This is a genomic window from Desulfoluna sp. CYM3A (assembly GCF_056829965.1).
Genome location: NZ_CP186556.1, coordinates 4008382 through 4033467 on the forward strand (window position 1 = coordinate 4008382; position 25086 = coordinate 4033467).

A 25086-nucleotide genomic window follows, 5' to 3' on the forward strand; every position below is an offset into this window, starting at 1 on the left:
CCAGCCTGTAGAGGGCCTGATAGCCGGGCTTATTGACTCAGACCGAGGGCGTTTCTGTCATCGGAGTAGATCCGGCTGACGGTACCGGCCCCTTCTTCAAGGTGGGTGGACAGGTCCTCTCCAGACTCATCCACGGACATGAGGGTGGAGGCGCCCTCGTTGTCCCGGCTCAGGAAAAAGACCCTTCCCGCGCCCCGCAGGTGAACGGGCAGCACGGGTTCTCCGGGAATGTCCCTAAACCTCTCCTCGTGGAAACGGATCTCCCCTTCGGCATCCACCTCAAAACGAAGCCGCACAAGGGCCAGGTCATGCTCGCCGGGGAACCATCGCCCGGTGCGGTCCAGGGCCTTGAACACCACAAACGAATCCGTGAGCTCGGACCTGTCCCGCTCGGGCAGGGGGTGCTCCGACCTCCGGAAGGGCTCGCAGCTGGAAAGAACGGGAATCAAAATGATAGAGCGACCATCCCTCCCCGCAGTCATCGGGGATCCTGAAAAACACCACCCGCGCTTCGGACCTCACCCGGGGAGCGGTGCCCGGCTCCGGGATTCGCTTCACCGTCTGGCCGGTCACCTCAAACACAACAAGCTCGTGAGCCGTGGTCCCCAGGGCAGCGAACAGCTGCTGCTGGCCAAAGAAGACCGGGGCCGTCAGCTCACGCACCAGGGCCATGTCGGCCTCCTGCTCCACGGCCTGGCGGTTGCGCATACCGCACCCCAGGCAGCACACCATCACAAGGCATCCTATCCACGGGACCATGCCCGCCATACGTCTCCTATCCATCCGCAAGATCCGCCATGGCCAGAGCGATAAGGTCATCCACTATCTGGTGGGAAGCGTCTCCCTGGACCACACTGAAGGAAACCTCGGGGCGACAGATGTCAAACAGGTATTCCAGCTTCTGAATGGCTTCGTGAATCCGGTTCACCACCACAACGGCCCCGTCAAAGTCGGTTTCGGCAAGGATAAGCCCCAGGGTCTGGGCGTCCCAGACGCAGGTGGTGTCCAGCTCCCTCAAGCCCTGGCTCAGGGCCTTAAAAAGATTGTTCACGTACCAGGCAAGGCGGTCGGGGTGGTTTTTCCGAATCTCCTCGATTTTTTCGATGCGGGCCAGGATCAGGGTAAAGGGTGCGTGGTAGCGCTTCGTGCGAATGAGCTCCCGCTTGAGTTCATGCTCGAAAAACTGTTTGTTGTAGAGATTCGTGTGGTGATCGTAGAGCAGGGTGCCCAGGTCCACGCCCTTGATCTGTCCGCTTCGCACCGCTTCCCAGGCATGCTGGGTCATCTCATAGGCGTAGATATTCTTCTCCACGGTCTCGTCGGGTCGGCAGACCTGGCCGCACACCAGGCATTCGAGTTCCACCACCGGTTCGGGAACGATGGTCTGGCACTGGGCGCACTTGAAGTAGTCCGTGGGCTTTTCGTAGTCGATACCGATGTGACGCAGGGTCTCTTCGCACTTGGGACAGACAAGGTCCGCGCCCTGCCTGAAAGACTCTATGGAGTCCACATGACCGCAGGGGAAGTGGTGAACCATCTGCCCCTTGACGATGTCGATGGAGGAGCAGGCCGGGCACACCTCTCGATAGTTGATCTGGTAGGATTCACACATCTCGCAGAGGCGGACCCGGTTTTTGAGCTGCTTGGTGAAAAACCCCCGTTCGGCCAGGGCCTCCAGGTAGGCTTCCTCGTTTTCCAGCTCTCCGGTGATCTTCAGGACATCGGGATAAAAATGACCCGTGGGCTTAAAGGGAGAAGGAAGGGGCTCGAGGACCGAAGCGCCGCCGTCCGCCACGTCACGTAAAAATGAGAGGGGGATATAGGCATCGGAGACGTTGAGTTTCCCGTTTCCTGAAAAAAACAGAACATTTCGAATGGCGGGCAGGAGTTCCGCCCGGAACAGGGGGCGAAACAGGACGTAGGCAGCCCCTTTTTTAAAGGCTTCCAGAAGAATGCCCTTGCCGTAACAGGAGGTCACAAAAATGGTTTTGTTCACAAACACCGGTACATGGCACTGCTCGGACTCCTCCTCTCCCTGGCAGTAGATCATGAGATCGGTCTGTCCGGAGAGGCGTTGCATCGCCGAAACCTCGGCCTGGGAAATGGAGAGAGAGGTCTCAAACCGACCGGACTCCAGACCCGTTTCAAGGATTCGATACTCTTCCTCCCTGGCACCGACAATGACCACGTTAAACACTTTTTTCATTCACACCTCACCATTTCTTTGTATTGCGCCATGCAGACTCAGGCAGGTAGCCTTCCTGATAGTTAATCCTGAAAAATTCCAACATCAGCGCCCCGAACCGTACCCAGCGGAAAAGGGCCTTGTACCCCGGAAAGAGGAACACCGTGGGGATCAGTGTCACCTCCTGGACTTTGCGCTCGCTAAAGACAAGGGCAATGGCAAAACAGAAGAGGGTCACCCCGACGTAAATAAGATAGGCCAGGCACCAGACAAAGATGAGGAGCCTCGGGTAAAACCAGAGCATCAGCACCAGATACAGGGCATAGACAAAGGTCAGGAACACCGTAAAGAAAAACTCCAGGGAAATCTCAAAGGCGTTGCGCCAGTCGTACTGCCAGAACTTCAGGATGTCGGCATGCTTGCGAAAGTAAGTCCTGAAGCCCCCCTTGTCCCATCGGAACCGCTGCCCCCTCAGCACCCGCCATGTTTCCGGGGCGTTGGTCATGGCGATGGCCGCCGGGGCAAAGACGATCTTCCAACCCACCTTCTTGATCTTCAGGGTCAGGTCCGCGTCCTCGGCCAGTTCCGGGTCCCAGGCGCCGAAGGAGAGCAGGGCCTCCCGCCTGAAGGCCCCGAAGGCCCCGCTGACCTGCATGCCCATGCCCAAAAGCCCCAGCCACTGCTTCCATATGGTGATGGACAGGGCGTACTCCACGGCCTGGAGCCGGGTCCAGACAGAGGTCCCAAGGTTTCGCACCTTGATGTTGCCCGCCACGGCCCCCACCTTGGGGTCGTAAAAGGGACCGATCATGTGGAAGAGCATGTCCCGGTCAAAGGAGGTGTCTGCGTCCACGGAGACAATGTAATCGCCGGAAGAGAGGTACAGGGCCATGTTGGATGCGGTGGGGCGTCCCGATCGCCCGGTGGCCGCGCTGTTGCGGTAGAGTTTGACCTGCCCCCTGTCGGCAAAGGGCCTGGCCTCCTCATACATGCGGTCCTCCGAGTTGTCGTCGATGACGATAATCTCAAGGTTGGGGTAATCGAGTTCAAGGAGAGAACGGATGGCGTTTGCCACGCTGGCCTCTTCGTTGTAGCCCACGAGAAGGACGCTCACCGAAGGCGCCGTGGCAAAAAATGTTTTTTTTTCACGGTCGTCATGGGGAAGGCGATCGGCCACTTTGGCCCCAAGGAGGAAAACGGCAGGGAAAATATACCGGGGGAACTCCCCGAAGATGAAAACGGGCATGAAAAAAAGGATCCACTCCCACAACGCCCGGGTGGCAAACTGGCCTTCGATGAGATGACGAAAATCGACCAGTGCGAACAGCATGTGATTCAGGAGATCTGTCATATGACACCTTGAACTCCCAAAACAAACAACCCACCAAAATCATTCAATGCAATACCAACCCTTGTTCACACAGAAATGCGACAGATTATGAAAACGCAGACATCTTTGAGACCAAAACATTTTTTCCTGGAGATGTGTTCATCATAACATACAGGTCGGTATTTCGCACCTTATAAAGGAATAATCATTTGTGGCGATATGGCTCGGGGTCGATGCCGTAACGTTTCATCACCTGCTGGAGAGCCTGGCGCTCCATGCCGCAAAGGCGGGCAGCCCGTGCCACGTTCCCCGCGGTTTTCTCCAAAAGGGCTCCCACATAGCTGTCGTTAAACCCTTTGAGGCATTGCTCCTTGGCCTCCTTGTAAGGCAATGCCGTCAGGTCCGGCGCCGGAGTATCCCCTGTGGCCGCGGCCGGTGCCGAGGCAAGAACCTCCCGGAGGTCCTCGGGCTCCATCATCTCACCCGTGGCAAAAAGAAGCCCCTTCATCACGAGGCTCTCCAGCTCCCGGATGTTGCCCGTGAGGGGAAGCTCCATCAAAAGGGCCATGAGCTTATCCGAGACGGGGAGAGGATCTCGCCCCATGGTGTCGGCGTGCTTATGGATAAAATGACTCACCAGGGCCGGGATGTCTTCTCGCCGCTCCCGCAACGGGGGCAGGCGCAAGGGAAGCACGTTGAGCCGGTAGTAGAGGTCCTGACGAAACTCGCCCTTTTCAATGGCTTGCACCAGGTCCTTGTTGGTGGCCGCGATGATGCGCACGTCCACGGGCACGGACTTGGTCCCCCCAAGGGGTTTGATCTCTTTTTCCTGAATCACCCGGAGCAGCTTGGACTGAATGGCCGGGCTGATCTCTCCGATTTCATCCAGAAACAGCGTGCCCCCGTCGGCCGCCTGGAAGAGCCCCTGGCGGTCCGAAGATGCCTGGGTAAAGGCCCCCTTTTTGTAGCCGAAAAGCTCGCTTTCCAGGATCTGCTCGGGCACCGTGGGACAGTTCACGGTTATGAACGGGCCGTTGCGGCGTTCGCTCTGGGCATGGATGGCCCGGCAGGTGAGTTCCTTGCCCGTGCCGGACTCACCGGTGACCAGCACGGTCATGTCGGTGCGGGCCACCATGCGGATGGTCTCGAACACCTTGAGCATGGCAGGGGAGCTGCCCACGATGTTGTGGAAGGTCTCCTTCTCGCGAAAGGCCTTGTGCAGGCGGATGTTCTCGCTGATGAGCCGGTTCCGCTCCAGGGCTTTTCTCAGCCGGAACACCAGGGTGTCGTGATCAAAGGGCTTGGCAATAAAATCATAGGCCCCGGCGCGGATGGCCTCCACCGCAGAATCGATGGAGCCGTAGGCCGTCATCATGATCACCGCGATGCCCCGCTTCAGCTCCTTGATCTGCCGCAGCAGCTCGGCCCCGCCCATGCCAGGCATCTTCATGTCCGAGAGCACCAGGTCAAACCGCTGCTCCTGAATCATGGCAAAGGCCTCCTCACCGGATGAAGCGGTCTCTACCCGGCAGCCCAGGTCCGGCTCCAGGCTCCGCTTGAGGAGCCTCAGCATGTCAATTTCGTCGTCTACAATTAAGATACGGTGTGTCACTGTTTTTCTCCGAAAAAGAGGGGGAGCAGGGCTAAGGGCTAAGGGCTAAGGGCTAAGGGCTAAGGGCTAAGGGCTAAGGGCTAAGGGCTAAGGGCTAAGGGCTAAGGGCTAAGGGCTAAGGGCTAAGGGCTAAGGGCTAAGGGCTAAGGGCGTTTAGCTGAACGCGGCCCCCGGGTCAATCAAAAAACATAAAAACCTCACGCCCTGTTCACTATTTGCTCTCGTTACCAGGCTCCGCCTGGAAATGCCCATCGGAGGCTCTGCCTCCATGCCTGAAGCCATGATAACCTGGGCTTAGGCCCTGCACCACGGTATCCCGTACCGGCAAGGCAGAGCCTTGCACAACACGCTCCCAGGCTGAGCCTGGGAGCGAATAGAAGGTCAGCGGCCACCGTCACGCCCTATTGTTCTCGTTACCAGGCTCCGCCTGGAAATGCCCATCGGAGGCTCTGCCTCCATGCCTGAAGCCATGATAACCTGGGCTTAGGCCCTGCACCACGGTATCCCGTACCGGCAAGGCAGAGCCTTGCACAACACGCTCCCAGGCTGAGCCTGGGAGCGAATCAAAAACGTCACGCCCTGTTCACTATTTACCTGTTTTCCCTATGGCCTGATTTTCCTTCATCCCCCACCGTCGGCAAATGAACCGTAAACGCCGTCCCCTTCCCCGGCGTGCTGATCACATCGATCTCGCCCCCGTGATTTTTAATGATGCCGTAGCTCACCGACAGGCCCAGGCCGGTGCCGGTGCCCGTGGGCTTGGTGGTGAAAAAGGGGTCGAAGATGCGGGAGCGGGTCTCGGCATCCATGCCGGAACCTGTGTCGGCAACGGTGACAAACACGGTACCCGGCTCCTCGGCCCCGGTGGTAACATGGATCTCGCCCCGGCCGTCGATGGCGTGGACTGCGTTGATAATGAGGTTGATGAGGACCTGCTTGATCTGTTCGGGGTCGGCGTGGATCTCCGGCAGGTTCGGGCCCAGCTCGGTGATCACCCGGATGCCGTCCATCTCGGCCTGATGCCGGGTAAAGGCAAGGACCTCTTCGATGATGGGGTGAAGGTGGCAGGCCCGTTTTTCCGAGGGGCCGCTCCGGGCAAAGTTGAGAAGAGACTCCACCACCTTCTTGCAAGCCGATGACGTGCTTTTCGATGACGGAAAGATCCTCTTTCAGGCTGCTCTCGTCCTCGGCGCTGCGCTTGAGGAGCTGGGTATAGCCCAGAATAATGCCCAGGGGGTTGTTCACCTCATGGGCCACGCCCGCCGAGAGCTCGCCCACGGCGGCCAGTTTCTCGGTGGTGGCCATCTTCTCCCGCATGGTGAGGGTCTCTTCCACGTCGCGAACCATGAACAGGACCGCCTGCTCCCGGCTCTCCATGTCGGTGACGGTGACCCCGCTCACCAGGGCCCGGAAGGACCGGCCGTCCACATCCTTCAAGGCCGCCTCGGTGTTTCCCACGCGCCCTTTGCGGGAGACGGTCTCCATGATCTCCCGGAACTCATCGGCGTCGGCAAAAAGATCCCCGAGGGAAGCCCCGGTATCGAGGCGGTTTCCCGCCGCCGGGTTCAGGGCCAGGACATTGCCCTCGCCTGTGGCGATCAGAATCATGTCCTCTGAAAGCTCAAACATCCGGCGGTATTTTTTTTCGGAAACGGCCAGGGCTTCGGTGCGCTCGTCAACAAGCTTTTCCAGGTTGCGGTTGAGCCAGGAGAGCTCTTCGTGGGCCTGACGCAGGGCCCGCCTGTCCCTTAAAATCGCCCGGTTGATCACCCAGACCCGCTCGAAAAAAACCGTCACCGAGGCCACCAGAATAAAGGTCAGGGTGTTCACTGAGCCGCTGAAAGGACGGATATGCCCCCACACCCCCGTAAAATCGAGAAAAAGCAGCAGTTGCTTGAGAATATGACCCGCCGACCTGGAGACGGCAAAAATGGAAAGGGCCGCGCACACAAAGAGGAGATAGGTCCAGAGGATGTTCTCCTTTTCCAGGGTGGTGAGCCGCACCATGCGCCCGAAACAGAAAAGGGAAAACACGATCATCAGCATGGAGCCGACGAGATCGACAATGAATATGGGAAAGGAGGAGACAATCATGATGCGTCCCCCTTTTTACGGCGTGTTTCCGCCTGGGTCAGGAGCTGACCGAGCCCCACCCAAAGAAAGGCGATGGCAGGAACGCAAAGGAGATGGTCCAGCTTGGCGATGTAATACATGACGGCAAGGCCCGGCACAGGCGAAGTGATATGGAGCTGCCCCATGGCAAGGCGCTCCACCGTGACCAGCTTCACCTGCTCGTCCACAAAATGGACAAAGATCGTGTCCACATTCCAGAGGATAAAAAGAATGGCCGCATACTGGACGTTGCGCCACCCTTTGCGCACCGGCAGCTCATCCCGCTTGATGCGAAAGGCCAAAAACCCCATGGCCAGGGCAAACAGCACATGGGCCGCCTGATGGACCAGGATCCCTTCGATGCCCCCGTGCCCCTGGGTGGCGTGGGCCGGTGAGACCACAAGAAAAATTAAAAGGAATAAAAAAACGACAATGCGTACCATGGTGTGGGGGTCCTTTCAACGCCGGCACAACGAAAGCCCCGTAGGATGGGCAAAGCGCCATGCGTGCCCATCTTTCACCGGGAGGCCCGAAGCGGTGATGATATGTTACATTCCGGCAAGCCGATTCCGGCCTCCCGCCGTGGCCGGTTATTCCCGTGCCCGATGGGCACGGCACCACCTTTGCCCATCCTACCGAATTTCGCCCTTCGCCCTTCGCCCTTCGCCTTTTGCCCTTAGCCTTTTGCCTTTTGCCTTTCCCCTTTAGCCTTTATTAGCCTTTCACCTTTTTCATCCCCCACCGCCCCAACGCTGTCGTAATCAACGTGGCGTTGTAGAGGTAGAGGTAAAGCGCCCCCGCCCCCACGGCCTGGGAAATGCCCGGCAGCATGAGCCCGCGGCTTCCGGTCAGCGCTTCCAGATGGTCCGGCGTAAAGGCGTGGTATTCGACCCAGAGCAGAAAGAGGAACATGGGAAAGAGGTAGGTGATCCCCATCTCGAAAAACTTATCGAGCATCAGGTGTTCGTAGGCTTCGTCGGCTTCACGGTCCAACCCCTTGTATACCGCACTTCGCACTGTTTTGTCATCAATCTCCCGGGCCTGCTGCTTTGCGGAGAGGCGCTCTTTGAATCGCTTTGCGGCAGAGGTGGCGGCCTTCCCCTTTCTCAGGCGGGTCAGGCCCATGGAGAGCAGGGCCCCCACCAGGGCTGCCACGCACACCTGAAGGGCGGGCGAGGCCCCCGACAGGGGGGAAAAGCAAAGGCTGATAAACGAGGCAAAAGCCTTCATCAGGGGAATCACCACACCGCCGAAGATCCAGTCGGCGGCCAGGTCCAGTATGTCGTTCAATGCATCCATACACACCTCATTGCATGCGTCCTACAGGGCCACGGAAGGCTCTGCCGAAAAACGCAAAAAGCCGCACAGGCGTGCGGCGCTCCACCCTGCATTCCGATGCGAGACGAGTCGACGGGCGACTCGTCTCGCAACCGGGCCTGATGCGTGGCTTAGTTCTTATTTTCCGGCCTTACTCTTCGACCTTTTCAAACTTCACCATGGGACAGCCCGAGCAGACATCAAGACCGGGCCAGGCCTGCCCGCCCTTGCCGAGGAGGGAGGGGCCGCCGGTGGTTTCGATGCGCTTTTTGAGCTGAGCCGCGGTGTCCAGGATCTGGTTTCCGGGAACAAAGACGTTCATGTAGTTCATCTCGGTCTTGCCGGAGGCCTTGGAGCCTGCGCACATGGTGGTCATGTTCAGGGTGTTGTTCTTATAGGCGTAGACGCTGCCCGAGCACACCGCGGAGTTGGGGGTGCAGAACAGGGGCAGGTTGCACTTGCCGGTGCCGCCCATGTAGTCGTTCATGATGTGGTAGGCCTGGAAGGGAACCACCATCATAAAGACCACGTGGGGCTCAAGGCCCGCTTCGTCGAATTTGTCCAGGGGCGCCATGAAGATGCCTTTGCAGGCACCCACGTCCAGCCTGGCCTTCTCCTGGGGAGCCTGCCAGGAGAGATCCGGGTCAAGGAGGTATTTTTCATGGTTCTTGCCGTCCACGTCCCGCGTCAGCTCACGGAACCCGAAGACGGGCTGGGCGTTTTTGCACTGGAGGCGCTCCGGGGGCATGAAGAGGCTGTGGCGCGCGGAGCGGGCTGCGGCCAGGTACATGCAGTAGGAGATCTTGGCCTTGGATTTGTGGGTAACGGGAAGATTTTCAATCTCGTCTTCGTCGAAGATGTAGCGAATGCCGACGGGATCGTAATCCAGGCGAAAGTTCCAGATAAAGGCGTTGTGGGCATCTGTATAATTCATGGCAAAACCTCGTGATGACTTAAGGCCCCCAGCGTGCCGGGGGCCGTGTGGTTATTTTTATAAGAAAGCCGCCCTTACCTACCGGAGGAAGGGAATCGCATTGGTATACTTAAGAAATACGATGAGAAGAATCAATGCCAGAGCACGTTTCAAAAAGATTTCCGGCAGTTTCTTCTGAATCTTGGGCCCGATCTTGCCGCCCATGATGGCACCGGCTGCAATGAGGGCTGCCATGATCCAGTCCGGAGAGTAGCCGGAGAGGATGTAGCGGGAGATGCCGCCCACGGAAGTGCCGAAGGTGCCGCACAGGGAGATGGGAACGGCCAGGTACATGGGGTAGCCCATGACGGTGGTCATGAAGGGCACGAGCATGAACCCGCCGCCCACGCCGAAGGCAGAAGCGATGCAGCCGATGAGGATCCCGCCGAAGAAAAGGGCCACGGGGTTGGCGCGGAAGGCCTCGCCCCAGAAGGAGAAGCTGATGTTGGTGGCGTGCCAGCCTTTTTCCAGGACCACCTTGCCCATCTCAGCGGCACGGCCCTCTTTCTTGGCAGCGGCCATCTCCATGTCGAACTTCTTGACGATGGCTTTCACGGCCTTGTTCTTGTTGATGGATTTCTGGGTTGATTCGTACCAGAGCTTGATGAACAGCACGAGGCAGAAGAAGCCCAGGTAGAATTTGTACGCCTTCATGGGCAGGTACTTGGCAGAGTACGTGGGACCGATCCAGAAAGCGCCCAGAAGAATACCGGACACGAAGAACAGGGCCACGGGCCAGGCAAAGCGTCCTTCTTTAAAGTAGGAGTAGACCCCGGTGATGGGGGAACAGAGGGTCAAAAACAGGTTGGTGGGCTTCACGGCGTTGGCGGCGTTGACCCCCACCATGCCCTGGGTCCCGATGACGGTAATCTGGAAAGCAGCGGTAAAGAGGCCGCCTGCGGCCCCCACGATGACGAACATGCAGCCGATGACAAGGGCCCCCAGGAACACCACCAGGGGGTTCATGTAGGTGCCGCCGATGCGGAAGTAAAAACCGCGCTTCTGCACGGACGCTTCACCGGCTTTCTCGCCGTTGACAAAAACGTCCAGGCCGGTGTCCGGGGCGATGCGCTTGCTCACCTTAAAGGAGGCTGCAAACTCACCGGTGGCCTTGTCCAGGGTCAGGGACACGTCCTTGTTCCAGGTTTTGGACGCGTCGCCACCCATGACCATGCGGGCGTTGCCGCCGCCGATGGGGCGCTCTTTGGAAATGGTGTTGATCCCGAACTTGTCCTCGTGGGTGAAGGTGAGGAACTTCCACTGCTCAGCGGTCTTCACGGAACCGAGCTTGCCCTTCACGTCCTCGGGGATGGTCTCCCAGGCGTTGATCTTGTTGACCTCAATGTCCCACTTAAAGGGGGCAAACCACTTGCCCTTGGAAACCACCTTGGGGGTGGCCAGAGCCGAGGGGTTGGTGGTCACGGCATAAAACACCGGGGGAATTTCGGTGTCGCCGAATTTTTTGCCAAGCTTGGCTGCTTCCTGGGAACCGATGGAGTCCTCGGCCTTGAACAGCTCGGAAGAACTCACCACCAGGTAGAGATCTTCGCCCGGAGCAATCTTCCCGGTCACGGTCAGGGTGTCTCCGGCCTTGGGGGCCGGAGTGTCAATGGTGGCCTCCGTCGCCGCAAACGACGTAGCGCTCCACAACAGCATCAGGCCGGTCAACACGGCCATGGTGATTATTCGTCCCTTTTTAAACATCGCAACATCCTCCAATCACGAATAAAACGCTTTATTAAACAACAGTGATTCATCAAATTAAATTGATGATAATCATTTATTCTCTTGGCTGCTCGGTATTACAAACGGCGTGCCAAAAATGGAGCGGGACGGATTTTTTGTCATTTTCCTTATCATCTTAATCAGTTCAGCTGATGGAATTTTTCAGCACACCAGGAACATCCGGCTGATTTCGCAAGCTTTTAGATGCAGCGCCATAAAAACATGGCGCATTTTTCTTTATGCAGCCGCACCCTTCCGGTAACAAAAAGCTGACATGTTGATCTTTGGGGGGAAGCGTAATAAAGCAGATGATAGGGAATAGGTAAGAGGTAAGAGGGAATAGGGGATAGGGTTAAGGCGAAGGGTTAAAGGTGAAGGGTTAAAGGTGAAGGGCTAAGGGCGGAACTCGGAATGGTTTTGAATTGGCGTGGGGCCGGTGGTTCGCGTTACGTTAATCGGTGCGGGGGCCGCACCCTACGTGTCGCGGCACCAACGGTGAAGGCCGGAAACCATCTCGGCACCCGTCATGCCTGCCTCACCCGTAGGATGGGCAAAGGCAAATCGTCACCATCCCGGATGATGAGAGCCTCGGCGCCGTGCCCATCAGAAAGGGCGAAAGGGTAAAGGCGAAGGGCGAAGGGCGAAACCCGGAATGATTTTGATTTGGCGTGGGGCCGGTGGCTTGCGTTACGTTAATCGGTGCGGGGGCCGCACCCTACGTGTCGCGGCACCAACGGTGAAGGCCGGAAACCATCTCGGCACCCTTCATACCCGCGTCACCCGTAGGATGGGCAAAGGCAAACCGTCACCCTCACGAGCGACAAAACCCTTGGCGCCGTGCCCATCAAATATAACGAGTCCTCTCCACCAATCGGTGCGGGAGTCGCACTCTACGCCCCCAACTACAATCAACTCAGGTCACGATACCTCGTAGGGTGCGCCGTGCGCACCGCGAATCACCGAAAAATCTGCAAATCTTATCAGCTAACAGGCCGACGTTCCTACCGACCCCACATGAAAGGTACATGCCTGCATCACTCTTAGCAGCATACCAGCCAATCTTCATTACTCTACAATGAATTTGACAACGAGCATCACACAGAGTATCTATCATTAAAGCCTCACCAATCACCTCCCCGCAATCATTAAATTTACCAACAAAAACCAAACACACATAGCCTTAGAAAAGTAATTCCTAACAAACAGGAATCCACATCTATGACTTTTGAAGAAAAAGAAAAATGTGCTCAAATTTGGGAAATGCTCACAGGGGAAAAAACAGATGCAAATGCTTGGTGTGATCGGCAGGAGACACCCTGGCCGAAGCTCTCGCCTCTATCCATTCCTGTTCGCACGCCATGAAACACGTCCCAAGGCCCCTTAGCTCCAGACCCGGTTACGGGTGGGTCGTAGGCTACGTATTCACCGTAATGAATCAACGCTACGGCATTAATAAAGATTTGGTATTCAGTTCTTGTGAAACGGTTCGTCTATGGCAGTGGAAACATGCCATTCAAATCGAGTTGGGAGCATGCCAACGTTAACAGGTACACGCCTATACGGAGAGCCCCCATGAAAAAATGTTTTATTAGTCCCTATGCCTCATCTCATTATTTGCCACCTGTGCCTTTGCTCTGGATGGCACCCTTTCAGATTTCTCACATTACCGATCCTCACCCTTCCAGTGGGTCTACCCAGAATATTTCTATAAGGCCGATATTGTATCCGTGGAGTCGAAAAACGATCGGAAAGAGTCCGTGACCCGGATTGAATTTTTCGGTCTGTCAGCATTTATTCCGGATCACTACGTAAAGTCGCCCAAAACATTTCGAAAAACACAATTTATTATCATTCAAAAAACGACAAGAATGAGATGTTCTTCTTAACCCTCAACGATGAAAAAATCCTTACAGGTTCTGAAGCAACAAGGGAAAAATCCAAGGATTTTTTCTTATTTGCGTTCTCCTCCGCCGAAGAGTTCCACAACAAAGTCTTCACCCTCACACCCGACGTAATCGATGAAACAACCCCAACAGGCGATCTCTGGATGATCCATGCAAAAGGTATGCTCTTTGAAGACACTCAGCGCATAAAAATTATCAAAGGAGACAGGTTCACGGCCTACGCCAGAATGTTCAAAAAAGAGTTCCCGCGATTAACTGAGGACCTTGCCTTTTTTCACAAACAGCTTCCCGAAAATAAATTCCTGACCATGGGGTTCCGAACACACGACAACACGCCTGACATCATTCTTTCGACTATACAATGACAGGGGGAACGCTGCCACGGGATTTTTCATCATTCAAAAAGCCACAACGACAATTCGCCCAACCAACGGCTCCGTTCCATCGTCAAGTGTAGCCCGCCGCCTCCTTCATCCCCGTCACCCGTAATAACGGCAGCGTCACCCTGACCGAACAACAAACTCTCACGCATTGCCATCACAACGGCGAAGGGCCAATGGCATAAAGGCAAAAACCATCACGATACCCTTCATACCCGCGTCACCCGTAGGATGGGCAAAGGCAAATCGACACCCACCCGAGCAACAAAACCCTTGGCGCCGTGCCCATCAAATGCAACGATTCCCCCCACCAATCGTCCCCTCTAAATCCCCGGCCACCGGCAATCAACCGTCACTCATAAAAAATCACATCCCCACATTCACCCCCTTCATCTTCTCCTGCTCTTCTTTATAAATGGCCATGATCCGATCAATCTTTTCATACTGCCGGGCCAGCAAATCCTCGGTGATGGTTCGGATCCCCCACTTTTTAAAATCGATCTGAAGGCCGTTGCCGCCCGGTGCCTCGGCCTGTTCCAACTCGATGTAAAACGCCCCCACTGAAGACAAAAGCCTGTGAACATCTTTGATGGAGTCGCAAAGCTCCGAGATTTCCGACCCTGCAAACATGCCGGAGCCGGTCTGGGTATCCAAAGAGGCCATGGTGATCTCCTTTATCCGGGTTACACATGAAGGATAGAGAAGGATCTGGGAGAAGCCCGGGCGGGCCTCCCCCAGTCCTTTCCCCCCTTCCCTCCTCACGCCACGGCACGCCGTATCGCCCAAACATGCAGAAGAGGCAAAGGCGCACCAACACTCGTGCCCGGGCAAGGCAAGCTGAGAAAAGGGCACCTGTGGTGCCTTGCCCAGATAAAACCGCACGAAATACTGGTCAGCGAGCCACGAGAGGCATTTTTTTACAGGACGGCCGTCACTCGAAACGAGTAGAAGACCACCCTGAAACCGGGCCTGAAACAGGCAGAATAAGGATGCACCTTCGGGAAATAAAAAAGGAGATAAACCGGCCACGGCCACAAGGGACAGGGCTGTCCGGCACCACGCAGGAATCCCGAAAGGCGTTATTCAGCCCGTCAGGCAAAAATGCGTGTGTTCATGGGCCATTTGAAACGACAATAGCGTTGGTAGAAGGGGCGGGGGTTACCGCGTTGCGAGGAAAAAACGTCTTGAAATGGATCGGGGCGTGATGTAAAAAACCGCTTAGCCATGACGACCTCCTTTGAAGGTTGCTCTGGTCAGGCCTGGCAGGATGGTCGCACATCCTGTCGGGCTGCATCTTGAACTCCATGATCTCCGCAATCACTAGTGATTACGTCCCACCCTAAATTCATCTTTTTGATGTGTCAATAGTTTTTTATCGTTAAATCTAAGTGTTATCCATTTCACACCTAATTTGGATGAATTCTCAGTCCAATTCTCCCCCACTTCCAGCATACAGTCACTTTTCAGCTCTGTGCCGCTAACTGCCTTTCAAGTTATACCAAATCCCGCCATTATTCTGTCAGCAAGTCTCCCCACCGATTCGTGTTTGAGTAACAGATCGGATAAACGTGAACACTCCCCATAAGAAGGTGCGTTCGTGCTCCCCAAAAAAACGAATCAATCCTTTCAGCAATTTTTTTGCATTGCACAATGTTCTCTCTCCAGGGTTGTTAGTTTTTCTAAATTGAAAAATAGGATTTTGAGGCGTATGACTAAGGTGCATTTATTGTGGGGAGCATGCTGGTTGAAAGGGGTAACTAGATTTAATCTCACGAGATCATTTCGTATACAATACTTTTTTCAAGCAAAAAACATAACATGAGATTTTGCATGAACATAAGGATAAAAAACCGGCAGCTTTTTGGAAGAAGTGTGTCCAAGGTCAAAGTCAGAATTTTGTTTCTGATGCATCCTTGGCATATCCCCCCGCACAGGCTTCTACCAGATAAAAATACCGGAAAAAGGCAGGAGATATGTTTTGTATTTTCGGTACAGGTTAAACACAGAAGAGTTGTGAGCAACCATTTTGGACTTAGCACGCTCAAAATATTCTTCTGAATATATTGGAACCGTCCCCCTCTGGCAACAACTGTTTGATAAGGATGGGACATTCAAATTTACCAAAGGGTATTCAAATTTTTATTGAAAAGTGTGTAACTGGATATTTATCAATAGTAAGGAGATTCTCAATGAGAAAAAAATCACTGCTTATTTGCTTGGCTTTTATATGTTGCATTTCTTTTCCGTTTGCAAGTGTTGCCGAAGAAAGTTCGGGGCTAAATGACAATGAATTAATCGAATCCATAAAAAACTTCAAACCATCATTAGATTCACTGAATGATATGTTTATCAAGTATGGTTTGGATGGTGAATTTTTATCAAAAAACTACTATGACGTGAGGAAGATCTTTCCAGGCTTTTGTTCGCTACCAGAACTACGTTATAACAGAAAACCGTTATGAGCCAGGCGCATGCAAGCCAGAAACCTCGGTTTATCGCGGAAGAATTTGAATTAACACCTGAGCAAAGTAAGAAATTGGAAATTTTGGCAAATGATATATGCAGGGAGGTCAATAACTACCTACTGAAACAACAGCAGGAAGAGAAGCTGAATTAGCCAGAGAAAAAAAACGGGAAGAAAAACAGAGACTTGAACAAGAACGAAAAGAAGCAGCGTGGCAAAAGGAAAAGCAAAAAAACCTTGATAAGCAGCATCAATGAATTTAAAAGGATACATACCAGGGGTTTCGCTTCTTTCAAGGCCTTAACGACGGCAGAATAACCTTCGAAGAAGCAAAAAAATACCTAATAGTAAGCAAAAGAGAAGACAGATATTTTAAAGTATCTAATATAGTAGGCAAGTATGTAATATACATGTCACGCCCCAACGGCATGTACCAATTAGCCCTAATAAACAAAGACAATAAATATTACGCGCAGAATTCGGCACTTGAGGAACCGGCTTATTACATAATCAAGGGTCGCAAAAAATTCTCCAATGCCTTTGGTAATACAGTTGATGTTATAATTTTCGAAAAAGTGGACGATTAAGTATAGCCCAACATTACGCATGAATATAAGGGGCGCAGGTTATTAACTTGGCGCCCCTTATTTGGACGATGATCGGACCTACACACCTGATATTTGGGATCTTCCTGATCATTTTCGATTATAAAACAGTGCCTATACCAAGAGGTTCAAAAGACCAAAAATCGAACGAGGCAACCTAAAGGGCTGGCTATATGTACCTATATTCCGAAAAAATAGAGAGCCGGTGGTGCTCCAAACAAAGATGGACACGTTCAGCTTTGCCCATCCTACGTGGGCTTCGTGGTTCTGGTGATCGCTTGTTAAATTCCTGACGACTCAGTTTGAAATGCTACTTAGCTCAAACCTTTTCCGGTGGATATATTTTTAGCCCTGTAGGATGGGCAGAGATGGTGCCGTGCCCATTGGACGGGCACCTAACCGATTGCTCAGATTCGAGGCATCGGAGATTCTATATCTTGCCGTTTTCATCGGCGAGGGGTGTTGACCAAAAAGAGGGGCCTGAAGCTGATGGTATTGCCCCTCATAATAAGCAGGGTGAGCTTTCGCACCTTTTACCGCAACGCAAGCCACTGCCTCTCACCCACTGCCTCAAGACGTTTTTCGCGGGTTAATATTTGCTGTTTTTCGGGACGTTGGGCGGTGCGCACGGCGCACCCTACCCAACCTCCCCTACACCGTCGGCCACGCGTCACCCCGCAGGGTGGTCTTGAGCACCATTTGCTCGGTAAATCAACACCCTTTGCCATGCCTATCGGTGGCAAGGGACGTGCAAACGCTTCGGTTTTCATGATTGTTTCCGTGCTTCGGCGGTGCGCAAGCGCACCCTACATTTCCACCCCACCGGTCACGCGTAACCGTTCTATCGCCCATCAAGGTGTCGATCCCCTCCCACATCGACAGGTCAATACCGAGGCGATCCTTAACGGCCACGGCTTCTGGTCCGTGTTGTAGGTCAGGAAATCGAGATGGTGAGAAGAAGGCCCCAAGATTTTTCCCGAACCGCATGATTTTGTCATTGGGGCTGCGGGTTACCAGGCTGCAGATCAACTGGAACAGGGCAAGGACCACAACGATGGCCAGGACGACCCGTGATGCGATCCAGAACGCGAGCATGAACAGAGCCCGAATGCCCTGGGCTACGCGGCTGCTGTCACTGTCTGATTTTGTTTCCATGGAGTTCTCCTTTGATTGGTATTCCGTGCTTATTGTTAGAAGTTACAGACACCCTCTTCAAAATCAACCACGGCTCTTGCATGTTTTGACGCACTCCAAATCACATCCATATACTCTTTCTTAAGTCGGCGGCGGCTTTGCTGTCCTCGACGGTGAAGCCAAAGTCCTGCAATGTTGCGGGTACAGGTTTTTTGAACCGATGTAGAAGGTGCGTTCGTGCTCCCCAAAAAAACGAATCAATCCTTTCAGCAAATTTTTTGCATTGCACAATGTTCTCTCTCCAGGGTTGTTAGTTTTTCTAAATTGAAAAATAGGATTTTGAGGCGTATGACTAAGGTGCATTTATTGTGGGGAGCATGCTGGTTGAAAGGGGTAACGAGATTTAATCTCACGAGATCATTTCGTATACAATGCTTTTTTCAAGCAAAAAACATAACATGAGATTTTGCATCAATATAAGGATAAAAAACCGGCAAGCTTTTTCCAAGAAGTGTGTCCAAGGTCAAAGTCAGAAATTTGTTTCTGATGCATCCTTGGCATATCCCCCCGCACAGGCTTCTACCAGATAAAAATACCGGAAAAAGGCAGGAGATATGTTTTGTATTTTCTAATAGGTTAAACACAGAAGAGTTGTGAGCAACCATTTTGGACTTAGCACGCTCAAAATATTCTTCGACAATTTGCAACGTCTCCGCAACAACTGTTTGATAAGGATGGGACATTCAAATTTACCAAAGGGTATTCAAATTATTATCTAAAGTGTGTAACTGGATATTTATCAATAGTAAGGAGATTCTCAATCAGAAAAAAATCACTGCTTATTTGCTTGGCTTTTATATGTTGCATTTCTTTTCCGTTTGCAAGTGTTGCCAAAGAAAGTTCTTACCCAACCGATAAAGAGTTGGTTGAATTTTTGAAAAATTATGACGGCAAAAAAGAGTCGTTAAACGAACTTTATATTAAATATGGTTGGATTTCTTTTAAAAAATATGCTATTCCACGAAACAAGATGCATGTTTTTATGCAAACAAGTAAAGATATCTTATTAGAAAATAGCCACAGAACTTCTTCCACTGTATGTGAGCCTATAAGCGCCATATATAACCGAGGAAAAGACACAACACCAGAGCAACACGAGAAGTTGCAACTCTTAGCAAATGACATCTGCAGATCTGTTAACAACTTCAGGGCAAATCAAGAGCAACAAAAGGAAGCTGAGAGTGCAAGGAGAAAAAACTTGCAACAAGAACGAAGAGAAGCAGCGTGGCAAAAGGAAAAAGGAAAAAAATCTTGATAAAGCAGACTCCTTGGGGTTAGGAGGATACGTACCAGGTGTTTTGCTTCTTTTTCAGGGCCTGAATGATGGCAGAATAACTTTCGAAAAAGCAAAAAAGCGTCTAATAGTTAGTAAAAGAAGACAGATATTTTAAAGTATCTAATATAGTAGGCAAGTATGTAATATACATGTCACGCCCCAACGGCATGTACCAATTCGCTGATCAACAGAAAGACAATAAATATTACGCGCAGAATTCGGCGCTTGAGAGAACGGCTTATTACATAATCAAGGGTCGCAAAAAATTCTCCAATGCATTTGGTAATACAGTTGATGTTATAATTTTCGAAAACGTGGACGATTAAGTGCAGCTTAGCATTACGCATGAACATAAGGGGCGCAGGTTATTAACTTGGCGCCCCTTATTGGACCGTGATCAGACCTACACACCTTATATTTCAGATATTGATCATTTTCGGTTATAAAACAGTACCGACACCAAGAGGTTCAAAAGACCAAAAATCGAACGAGGCAACCTAAAGGGCTGGCTATATGTACCTAATTCCAAAAGATCGAGAGCCGGTGGTATTCCAAAACAAAAGATGGGCACGCTTCGCTTTGCCCATCCTACGTGGGCTTCGTGGTTCCGGTGATCATTTGTAAAATTCCTGACATCTCAGTTTGAGTCTACTCAGCTCAAACCTCTCCGGGTGCCGATGTTTAGCCCTGCAGGATGGGCAGAGGTAGATGCCATCGGCCGGGCGCCTAACCGATTGCTCGTTGGAGTTATAGGAGATTCTATATCTTGCCGTTTTCATCGGCGAGGGGTGTTGACCAAAAAGAGGGGCCTGAAGCTGATGGTATTGCCCCTTATAAAAGGCAGGGTGAGCTTGCGCATCTTTCACTGCAACGCAAGCCACCTACCTCCCACCCCTTGACTCAAGACGTTTTCGCGGGTTAATATTTATTGTTTTTCGGGACGTTGGGCGGTGCGCACGGCGCACCCTACCTCACACCACAGGCCACGCGGCACCCCGTGGTGTTTGCCACACCATTTGCCCGGTAAATCAACACCCTTTGCTATGGCTACTGGCTGCAAGGGACGTGCACACGCATCGGTTTTCATGATTGTTTCCGTGCTTCGGCGGTGCGCAAGCGCACCCTACATTTCCACCCCACCGGTCACGCGTAACCGTTTTATCGCCCATCAAAAGGTGTCGATCCCTCCCATATCGACAGGTCAATACCGAGGCCAATCCTGAAACGGCCACGGCTTTTGGTCCGTATTGTAGGTCAGAAAATCGACAATCTGGGACAGATAAACCCCAAGATTTTTCCCGAACCGCATGATTTTGTCATTGGGGCTGCGGGTTACCAGGCTGCAGATCAACTGGAACAGGGCAAGGACCACAACGATGGCCAGGACGACCCGTGATGCGATCCAGAACACCAGCGTGGACAAAGTTGCCAATGCCCTGGGCTACGCGGCTGCTGTCACTGTCTGATTTTGTTTCCATGGAGTTCTCCTTCGTCCGTTATCCGTGCTTATTGTTAGAAGTTACAGACACCCTCTTCAAAATCTACGATGGCGGCATGTTTTGACGCGTCCCAGATCACATCCAGATACTCTTTTTTAAAGTCGGCGGCGGCCTTACTGTCCTCGACGATGAAGCCAAAGTCCTGCAGTGTGGCGGGGTAGAGGTTTTTTGAACCGATGTAGAAGGCAGCGTCATCCACGCAGATGACTTTGGCGTGGTTTGCAATGCCCCTTCCATTTGCCCAGGTGTCGACGTTGTCTGCGATGCGTATGGGGGCAAGCTGCAGGCTGTGGCAAATGATCTCTTCGGCGGTGGTTTGGTCCACATCTGCCCGGGCCCGGACTTTTCGAATCAGGATGTCGGTGATGTCGGTCATCTGATCCATGTTTGAATAGGGAGCAGCCAGGCTCTGCTTGGCTCCGGGGGAGCTGACAACGATTTTTACGGGGATCTCCCGAATCAGCTTGTCGGCAAGTATATCAAACAATCTGGCATCGTAACAGGAGTTGGACACCGGGGGTGCACACACGGCAAGCAAATCCTGCTGGGAGATGAAGACGCTTTCCGTGGCGCTTGCGATCAGGGCCCGCAGGCCTGCCTCCTCGGGGTTTGCCACGCTGTATTCCGCGTCATTGTTTACGTAATCGGTGTGAAGCCTGGAGCAGGTCGCCTCACTGTCATTGGCAGGCTCAAGGCCACCTGCCGTGCCGCCGGGAACGTCCATGCCGAACCCCAGGCCGCCCAAGGCCAGGACAGGGGTGTCTCCTTCGGCCTGTGAGGCGGAGACCTCGTGGGGAGTGGGAAACCGAGTTATGGAGTTGAATCCCTCTCCTTTGACAACCTCCACGTAGAAAAGGCGTGACCACCAGTCCTGGCTCCAGGTCTCGGCAAAATCCCAGAGCAGGTCGGCAAAGGTGTGGGCCGATTCGGCGGCAGGACCCGTTAAACGCATGCTGACATCGCTCACCGGGTTCGGGCCGCCTGCATAGGCACCTTCCCAGAGATTGTGGCCACCTGTAATGACTGTTTTGCCGTCCACGGCGACTATTTTGGCGTGATTCCAGGAGTAGAGCCAGCTGGTCTCAACACCGGCCACGATGATGCGGGCGTTGTCCGCAGAAGACCCCAGATCCGCTTTTAAGCGATCCATGTAGTTGGAGGCGGTTTCGGTCAAGCCCGTATCCACACTTCCCATGACAGGGGGTGTGCCCCCCAGGACGCGAATGGTGATATCCGGGTTGTGGGTAAGGGCCTCTTTGAGGCCGCTTACGATAGCTTCCTGGAACATGCCGTCCGGGTAGGTGACCAGGGTGATGATATCCACCCATTCAAGGGCTGCCGCGATATCGCTGCGGATGGCATCGGCAAGCCTCTGGGCACCGGTGGCGCCGGAGCAATCCCCCTGTCCCCAGCAATCGGGAGACTGCAGCAGCCAATGGCTGCCGCCAACGCCATGCCCGGCAATGAGGTTGCCGTCTGTGCGCTTCCAGACCGTGCCTTCCGAACCGGGGGCAAGCTGCCGAAGCTGGGCTTCCACGGCATCAAGGTGCGGTGTCTCCGCACACGCGGCGGACACAGCAAAATGAGAAAGAAGCAAAATCGCGAGAAGTGATAACCGAAAACACCTGGGAAAGGAACTGGCCATGGTACGTCGAACCCCCGTTGAGAGTACTTGAATTCAAGGAATTGCCTGTCTTTAAATGCTATCGTTTCAATCAAACAGGGATAATTTATTATTCTAACCATGTCAACATAAGAAAATACGAGAAAAAGGGTGGAGCTTTGGCCATTGCCCCACCCTTTTTCATGGTATCTTGATTTGTCATTCAGCGCTCCGGGGCCGAGCCCGGCAATGCAACCGCCATCCCGGCCCCTTTCGCTTTTACTGCATCATGCCAAGGGCTACTTCACATCTTTCACCGCAAGGGTGATCTTATGGATTTCTCCGGTAAAACGGGTCTCTTCGCGCCCGATGCCGATATCTTCGGCCACCGGTGTCTGGTTGTCCAGACCGACGTCAGCCGTTTCATCGGCGGAGAAAATCAAGGGCTGGGTCTTTTCTATGCGGCCATTGGCCACAGCCTTTCCGTTGACGGAGAGAGTCGCCTTGCCGCCCTTGCCGAGCCCGCCGCCGTCGTAGACGAAATCGAGTAAAATCGTGGCTTCTCCCTCGGGGATTGCCTTTTTGGATTCCACGGTATATCGCTCAAGCCCCAAAAAGTTGTAGGTGTAGATTGGCTTGCCGTCTTTCATGTAAAGGGACCAGCCCCCGAAGCGTCCGCCCTGGGCAAGGATCACGCCATTTGCTCCGCCTTTGGGGATGGCGACCTTGGCCGTGATTGTCTTGGAGCGGTTCTTCACATTCATAAAGGTGTTCTCCAGCATACCGTCCATTCCGGGGTAGAGCGTCAGTGTCATCCGGTCGCCCAGGATATCCGGTCGGCCTGCAATGGCAGGGTTCATCCGTTCAATCACCCGGTCATCAATGGGCAGGGCGTGGTATTTTTCAGCCTCCTTCATGAACAGTGCCTCCAGCTCGGCAACCTTCTTCGGGTATTTGTCAGCCAGGTTCTTCGCAAGGCTGAAGTCCCTTTGAACGTTGAACAGCTCCCAGGTGTCCGACTCCAGGGGAGGCATATCCACGGTCTGCCAGGGCGCACGATGAATCGTCCGCGCGAACCAGCCTTCATGATAGATAGCCCTGTTGCCGAACATCTCGAAGTACTGAGTGGTGTGCCGCTCTTTGGCGCCTGCATCATTGAACGAGTACAGCATGCTCGTGCCTTCCATGGGCGTTTGAGGCGTGCCGTTCACGCTCTTGGGCTCGGGAAGTCCGGCCGCTTCGAGAATGGTCGGCGCAATGTCGATGACGTGGGAAAACTGGCGGCGTAATCCGCCCTTCTCCTTGATGCCGTTCGGCCAGTGGACGGTCATGCCGTTGCGGGTGCCACCGAAGTCCGAGGCCACCTGCTTCGTCCACATAAAGGGTGAATCAAAGGCAACGGCCCACCCGGCTGCCATGTGCGGGAAGGTCTGCGGGCCGCCCCACTCGTCGATGAGGGGGAGCAGGTCTTCAACCTTCTCCGTGACATTGTTGAAGTAGGTCATTTCGTTGTACATGCCCACAAAACCGCCCTCGGCGCTCGTGCCGTTGTCACCGGCAATGTAGAAAATCAGCGTGTTGTCCATCTCGTCAATTTCTTCGATGGCAGCAATGAGGCGACCCACTTCGTGGTCGGTCTGCTCCAGGAATCCGGCAAACACCTCTGCCTGACGGGTGAACAGGCGCTTCTCGTCGTCGGTGAGGTCATCCCAGTCTTTGATGTCCTTGGGTTTGGGAGGTAATTTGGTGTTGGAAGGAATTATCCCCATCTTTTTCTGCCGGGCCATGGTTTTTTCGCGAATTTTGTCCCAGCCCTCGTCGAACTTGCCCTTGTACTTTTTGATCCACTCCTTGGGAACATGGTGCGGTGCGTGAACCGCGCCGGTGGCAAAGTAGATGAGGAAGGGCTTGTCCGGGGTCATGGACTGCTGGGCCTTTACCCACTGGATGGCCTGGTTGGTCATATCAACCGTAAAGTGGTAGTTCTCCGTCTTCGGCGGCGTCACCTTGATGACCCCATCGTAGATCAGCGGATACCACTGATCCGTCTCCCCCCCGATAAAACCATAAAACTTGTCAAACCCCTGATGGGTGGGCCAGCGGTCAAAGGGGCCGGAGACGCTTGTCTCCCAGGCAGCGGTTTCATGCCACTTACCAAAGGCCCCCGTACTGTACCCGTTAAGGCGAAGCATCTCGGCAAGCGGTGCAACGCTGTTGGGCACCTGCCCGGTGTTCCCGGGAAACCCCGTTGAGGATTCCATGATGGACCCGGTGTTGGCGGTGTGGTGGTTGCGCCCGGTTTTAAGGGCATTCCTCGTGGGCGAGCAGAGGGCCGTGGTATGGAAGTTGTTGTAGGTGATGCCCTCTGCGGCGAGCATGTCCAGGGTCGGTGTCTGAATAGGGCCGCCGAAGGTGCTGGGGCCACCGAAGCCGATGTCGTCGATGAGCACGATGACGATGTTGGGGGCTTTTTCGGGGGCCTTGACCTCAAACAGGGGTGGTGTTTCCACGTTACGCACATCGAGTTCGCTGTAGGTTGACCTTTTCGGTTCCTGAATTGGCAGGACCGTGCGGTCAAGGGCCTCCCGCGCTGAAGCCTGGGTGGTCAAACCGGCAAACAGTGTCAAGGTCATACAGAGTATGGTGATAACCGAATATCTCATGAACTGTCCTCCTGTGTTTGTAGCGTGTCAACGTCGTGGCGGGAATGCTGATTCCCACACTCACAGATCCGAAGCAAGGATTCCCTCACCTGAATCCTCCATTGCGCTTGCAATCAGCCAAGAAGCGCCCGCGACGGTTGGCATGGCGCGCCCGGACACCTCTGCGGGGTCGCGATTGCGGAAAATTGAACGCCTCGAAACAGGAAAAAACCTGCAAGGCGATGCTGAGTGATAAAGAGACTTG

General features: G+C 53.7%; 20 protein-coding genes and 1 pseudogene. 5 read left to right on the forward strand and 16 right to left on the reverse strand.

The annotated features are described in order from the left end of the window. Positions 1-29 precede the first annotated feature (29 nt). Positions 30-449: a hypothetical protein gene (locus ACOYW1_RS20350; RefSeq protein WP_482419493.1), complete on the reverse strand. Its 420-nt coding sequence runs from the start codon at positions 447-449 to the stop codon at positions 30-32. A gap of 1 nt (position 450) precedes the next feature. Here ACOYW1_RS20350 and ACOYW1_RS20355 point away from each other — a divergent pair, with 1 nt between their 5' ends. Beyond that, positions 451-813, forward strand: a complete 363-nt coding sequence (locus ACOYW1_RS20355) for a hypothetical protein (RefSeq protein ID WP_482419494.1) — start codon at positions 451-453, stop codon at positions 811-813. Here the strand turns inward: ACOYW1_RS20355 and ACOYW1_RS20360 are convergent. From ACOYW1_RS20360 to ACOYW1_RS20400, 9 genes and pseudogenes are all read right to left on the reverse strand, one after another. Beyond that, complete coding sequence (locus ACOYW1_RS20360) at positions 776-2206, reverse strand: TackOD1 domain-containing metal-binding protein (RefSeq protein ID WP_482419495.1); 1431 nt, start codon at positions 2204-2206, stop codon at positions 776-778. The two genes, ACOYW1_RS20355 and ACOYW1_RS20360, sit on opposite strands and share 38 nt — an antisense overlap. Before the next feature lie 7 nt (positions 2207-2213). Further along, entirely contained in the window at positions 2214-3536 is a 1323-nt protein-coding gene (locus tag ACOYW1_RS20365) for a glycosyltransferase family 2 protein (RefSeq protein ID WP_482419496.1), read from the reverse strand. 184 nt (positions 3537-3720) lie between these two features. Next, positions 3721-5127, reverse strand: coding sequence for a sigma-54-dependent transcriptional regulator (locus tag ACOYW1_RS20370; protein ID WP_482419497.1), 1407 nt, complete (start codon positions 5125-5127; stop codon positions 3721-3723). Positions 5128-5717: 590 nt separating this feature from the next. Then, on the reverse strand, positions 5718-6137 hold the full coding sequence (locus tag ACOYW1_RS20375) for a sensor histidine kinase (protein ID WP_482419498.1): 420 nt from the start codon (positions 6135-6137) through the stop codon (positions 5718-5720). Positions 6138-6276: 139 nt separating this feature from the next. Next, positions 6277-7221: pseudogene (locus ACOYW1_RS20380) on the reverse strand (histidine kinase dimerization/phospho-acceptor domain-containing protein); the annotation flags it as partial. Continuing rightward, positions 7218-7682 carry a hypothetical protein gene (locus ACOYW1_RS20385; RefSeq protein ID WP_482419499.1) on the reverse strand — a complete coding sequence of 155 codons (465 nt, stop codon included), beginning with the start codon at positions 7680-7682 and terminating at the stop codon, positions 7218-7220. The pseudogene ACOYW1_RS20380 and the gene ACOYW1_RS20385, both read right to left, overlap by 4 nt. 271 nt (positions 7683-7953) lie before the next feature. Then, positions 7954-8538, reverse strand: a complete 585-nt coding sequence (locus ACOYW1_RS20390; protein WP_482419500.1) for a hypothetical protein — start codon at positions 8536-8538, stop codon at positions 7954-7956. Positions 8539-8707: 169 nt separating this feature from the next. Next, entirely contained in the window at positions 8708-9490 is a 783-nt protein-coding gene (locus ACOYW1_RS20395) for a DUF169 domain-containing protein (protein ID WP_482419501.1), read from the reverse strand. 78 nt (positions 9491-9568) lie between these two features. Next, a complete protein-coding gene (locus ACOYW1_RS20400; RefSeq protein WP_482419502.1) occupies positions 9569-11233 on the reverse strand; it encodes a sulfite exporter TauE/SafE family protein in 1665 nt (554 codons plus the stop codon). A gap of 1239 nt (positions 11234-12472) precedes the next feature. Here ACOYW1_RS20400 and ACOYW1_RS20405 point away from each other — a divergent pair. Further along, positions 12473-12616 carry a hypothetical protein gene (locus ACOYW1_RS20405; RefSeq protein ID WP_482419503.1) on the forward strand — a complete coding sequence of 48 codons (144 nt, stop codon included), beginning with the start codon at positions 12473-12475 and terminating at the stop codon, positions 12614-12616. Positions 12617-13127: 511 nt separating this feature from the next. Next, positions 13128-13523 (forward strand): hypothetical protein, encoded by a 396-nt coding sequence (locus tag ACOYW1_RS20410; RefSeq protein WP_482419504.1) that lies wholly within the window; start codon positions 13128-13130, stop codon positions 13521-13523. Positions 13524-13904: 381 nt separating this feature from the next. On the opposite strand, the gene ACOYW1_RS20415 is transcribed toward ACOYW1_RS20410, so the two are convergent. After that, complete coding sequence (locus ACOYW1_RS20415; RefSeq protein ID WP_482419505.1) at positions 13905-14201, reverse strand: hypothetical protein; 297 nt, start codon at positions 14199-14201, stop codon at positions 13905-13907. A 1526-nt stretch (positions 14202-15727) separates the two neighbouring features. Here ACOYW1_RS20415 and ACOYW1_RS20420 point away from each other — a divergent pair. Continuing rightward, positions 15728-16000 (forward strand): hypothetical protein, encoded by a 273-nt coding sequence (locus tag ACOYW1_RS20420; protein ID WP_482419506.1) that lies wholly within the window; start codon positions 15728-15730, stop codon positions 15998-16000. 1318 nt (positions 16001-17318) lie between these two features. Here ACOYW1_RS20420 and ACOYW1_RS20425 read toward each other — a convergent pair. Together ACOYW1_RS20425 and ACOYW1_RS20430 are read right to left on the reverse strand one after the other, a co-directional pair. Then, entirely contained in the window at positions 17319-17762 is a 444-nt protein-coding gene (locus ACOYW1_RS20425; protein WP_482419507.1) for a DUF4389 domain-containing protein, read from the reverse strand. A 419-nt stretch (positions 17763-18181) separates the two neighbouring features. Continuing rightward, on the reverse strand, positions 18182-18484 hold the full coding sequence (locus tag ACOYW1_RS20430) for a hypothetical protein (RefSeq protein WP_482419508.1): 303 nt from the start codon (positions 18482-18484) through the stop codon (positions 18182-18184). Positions 18485-18675: 191 nt separating this feature from the next. Between ACOYW1_RS20430 and ACOYW1_RS20435 the strand changes: the two genes are divergently transcribed. Next, entirely contained in the window at positions 18676-19056 is a 381-nt protein-coding gene (locus ACOYW1_RS20435; protein WP_482419509.1) for a hypothetical protein, read from the forward strand. A 1222-nt stretch (positions 19057-20278) separates the two neighbouring features. Here ACOYW1_RS20435 and ACOYW1_RS20440 read toward each other — a convergent pair. The 3 genes from ACOYW1_RS20440 to ACOYW1_RS20450 all read right to left on the reverse strand — a co-directional run bounded on the left by ACOYW1_RS20440 (position 20279) and on the right by ACOYW1_RS20450 (position 24842). Beyond that, positions 20279-20488, reverse strand: a complete 210-nt coding sequence (locus ACOYW1_RS20440; RefSeq protein ID WP_482423783.1) for a DUF4389 domain-containing protein — start codon at positions 20486-20488, stop codon at positions 20279-20281. 101 nt (positions 20489-20589) lie between these two features. Further along, positions 20590-22113 carry a phospholipase D-like domain-containing protein gene (locus tag ACOYW1_RS20445; RefSeq protein WP_482419510.1) on the reverse strand — a complete coding sequence of 508 codons (1524 nt, stop codon included), beginning with the start codon at positions 22111-22113 and terminating at the stop codon, positions 20590-20592. A 365-nt stretch (positions 22114-22478) separates the two neighbouring features. After that, positions 22479-24842, reverse strand: coding sequence for an arylsulfatase (locus tag ACOYW1_RS20450; RefSeq protein WP_482419511.1), 2364 nt, complete (start codon positions 24840-24842; stop codon positions 22479-22481). Positions 24843-25086: the final 244 nt, after the last annotated feature.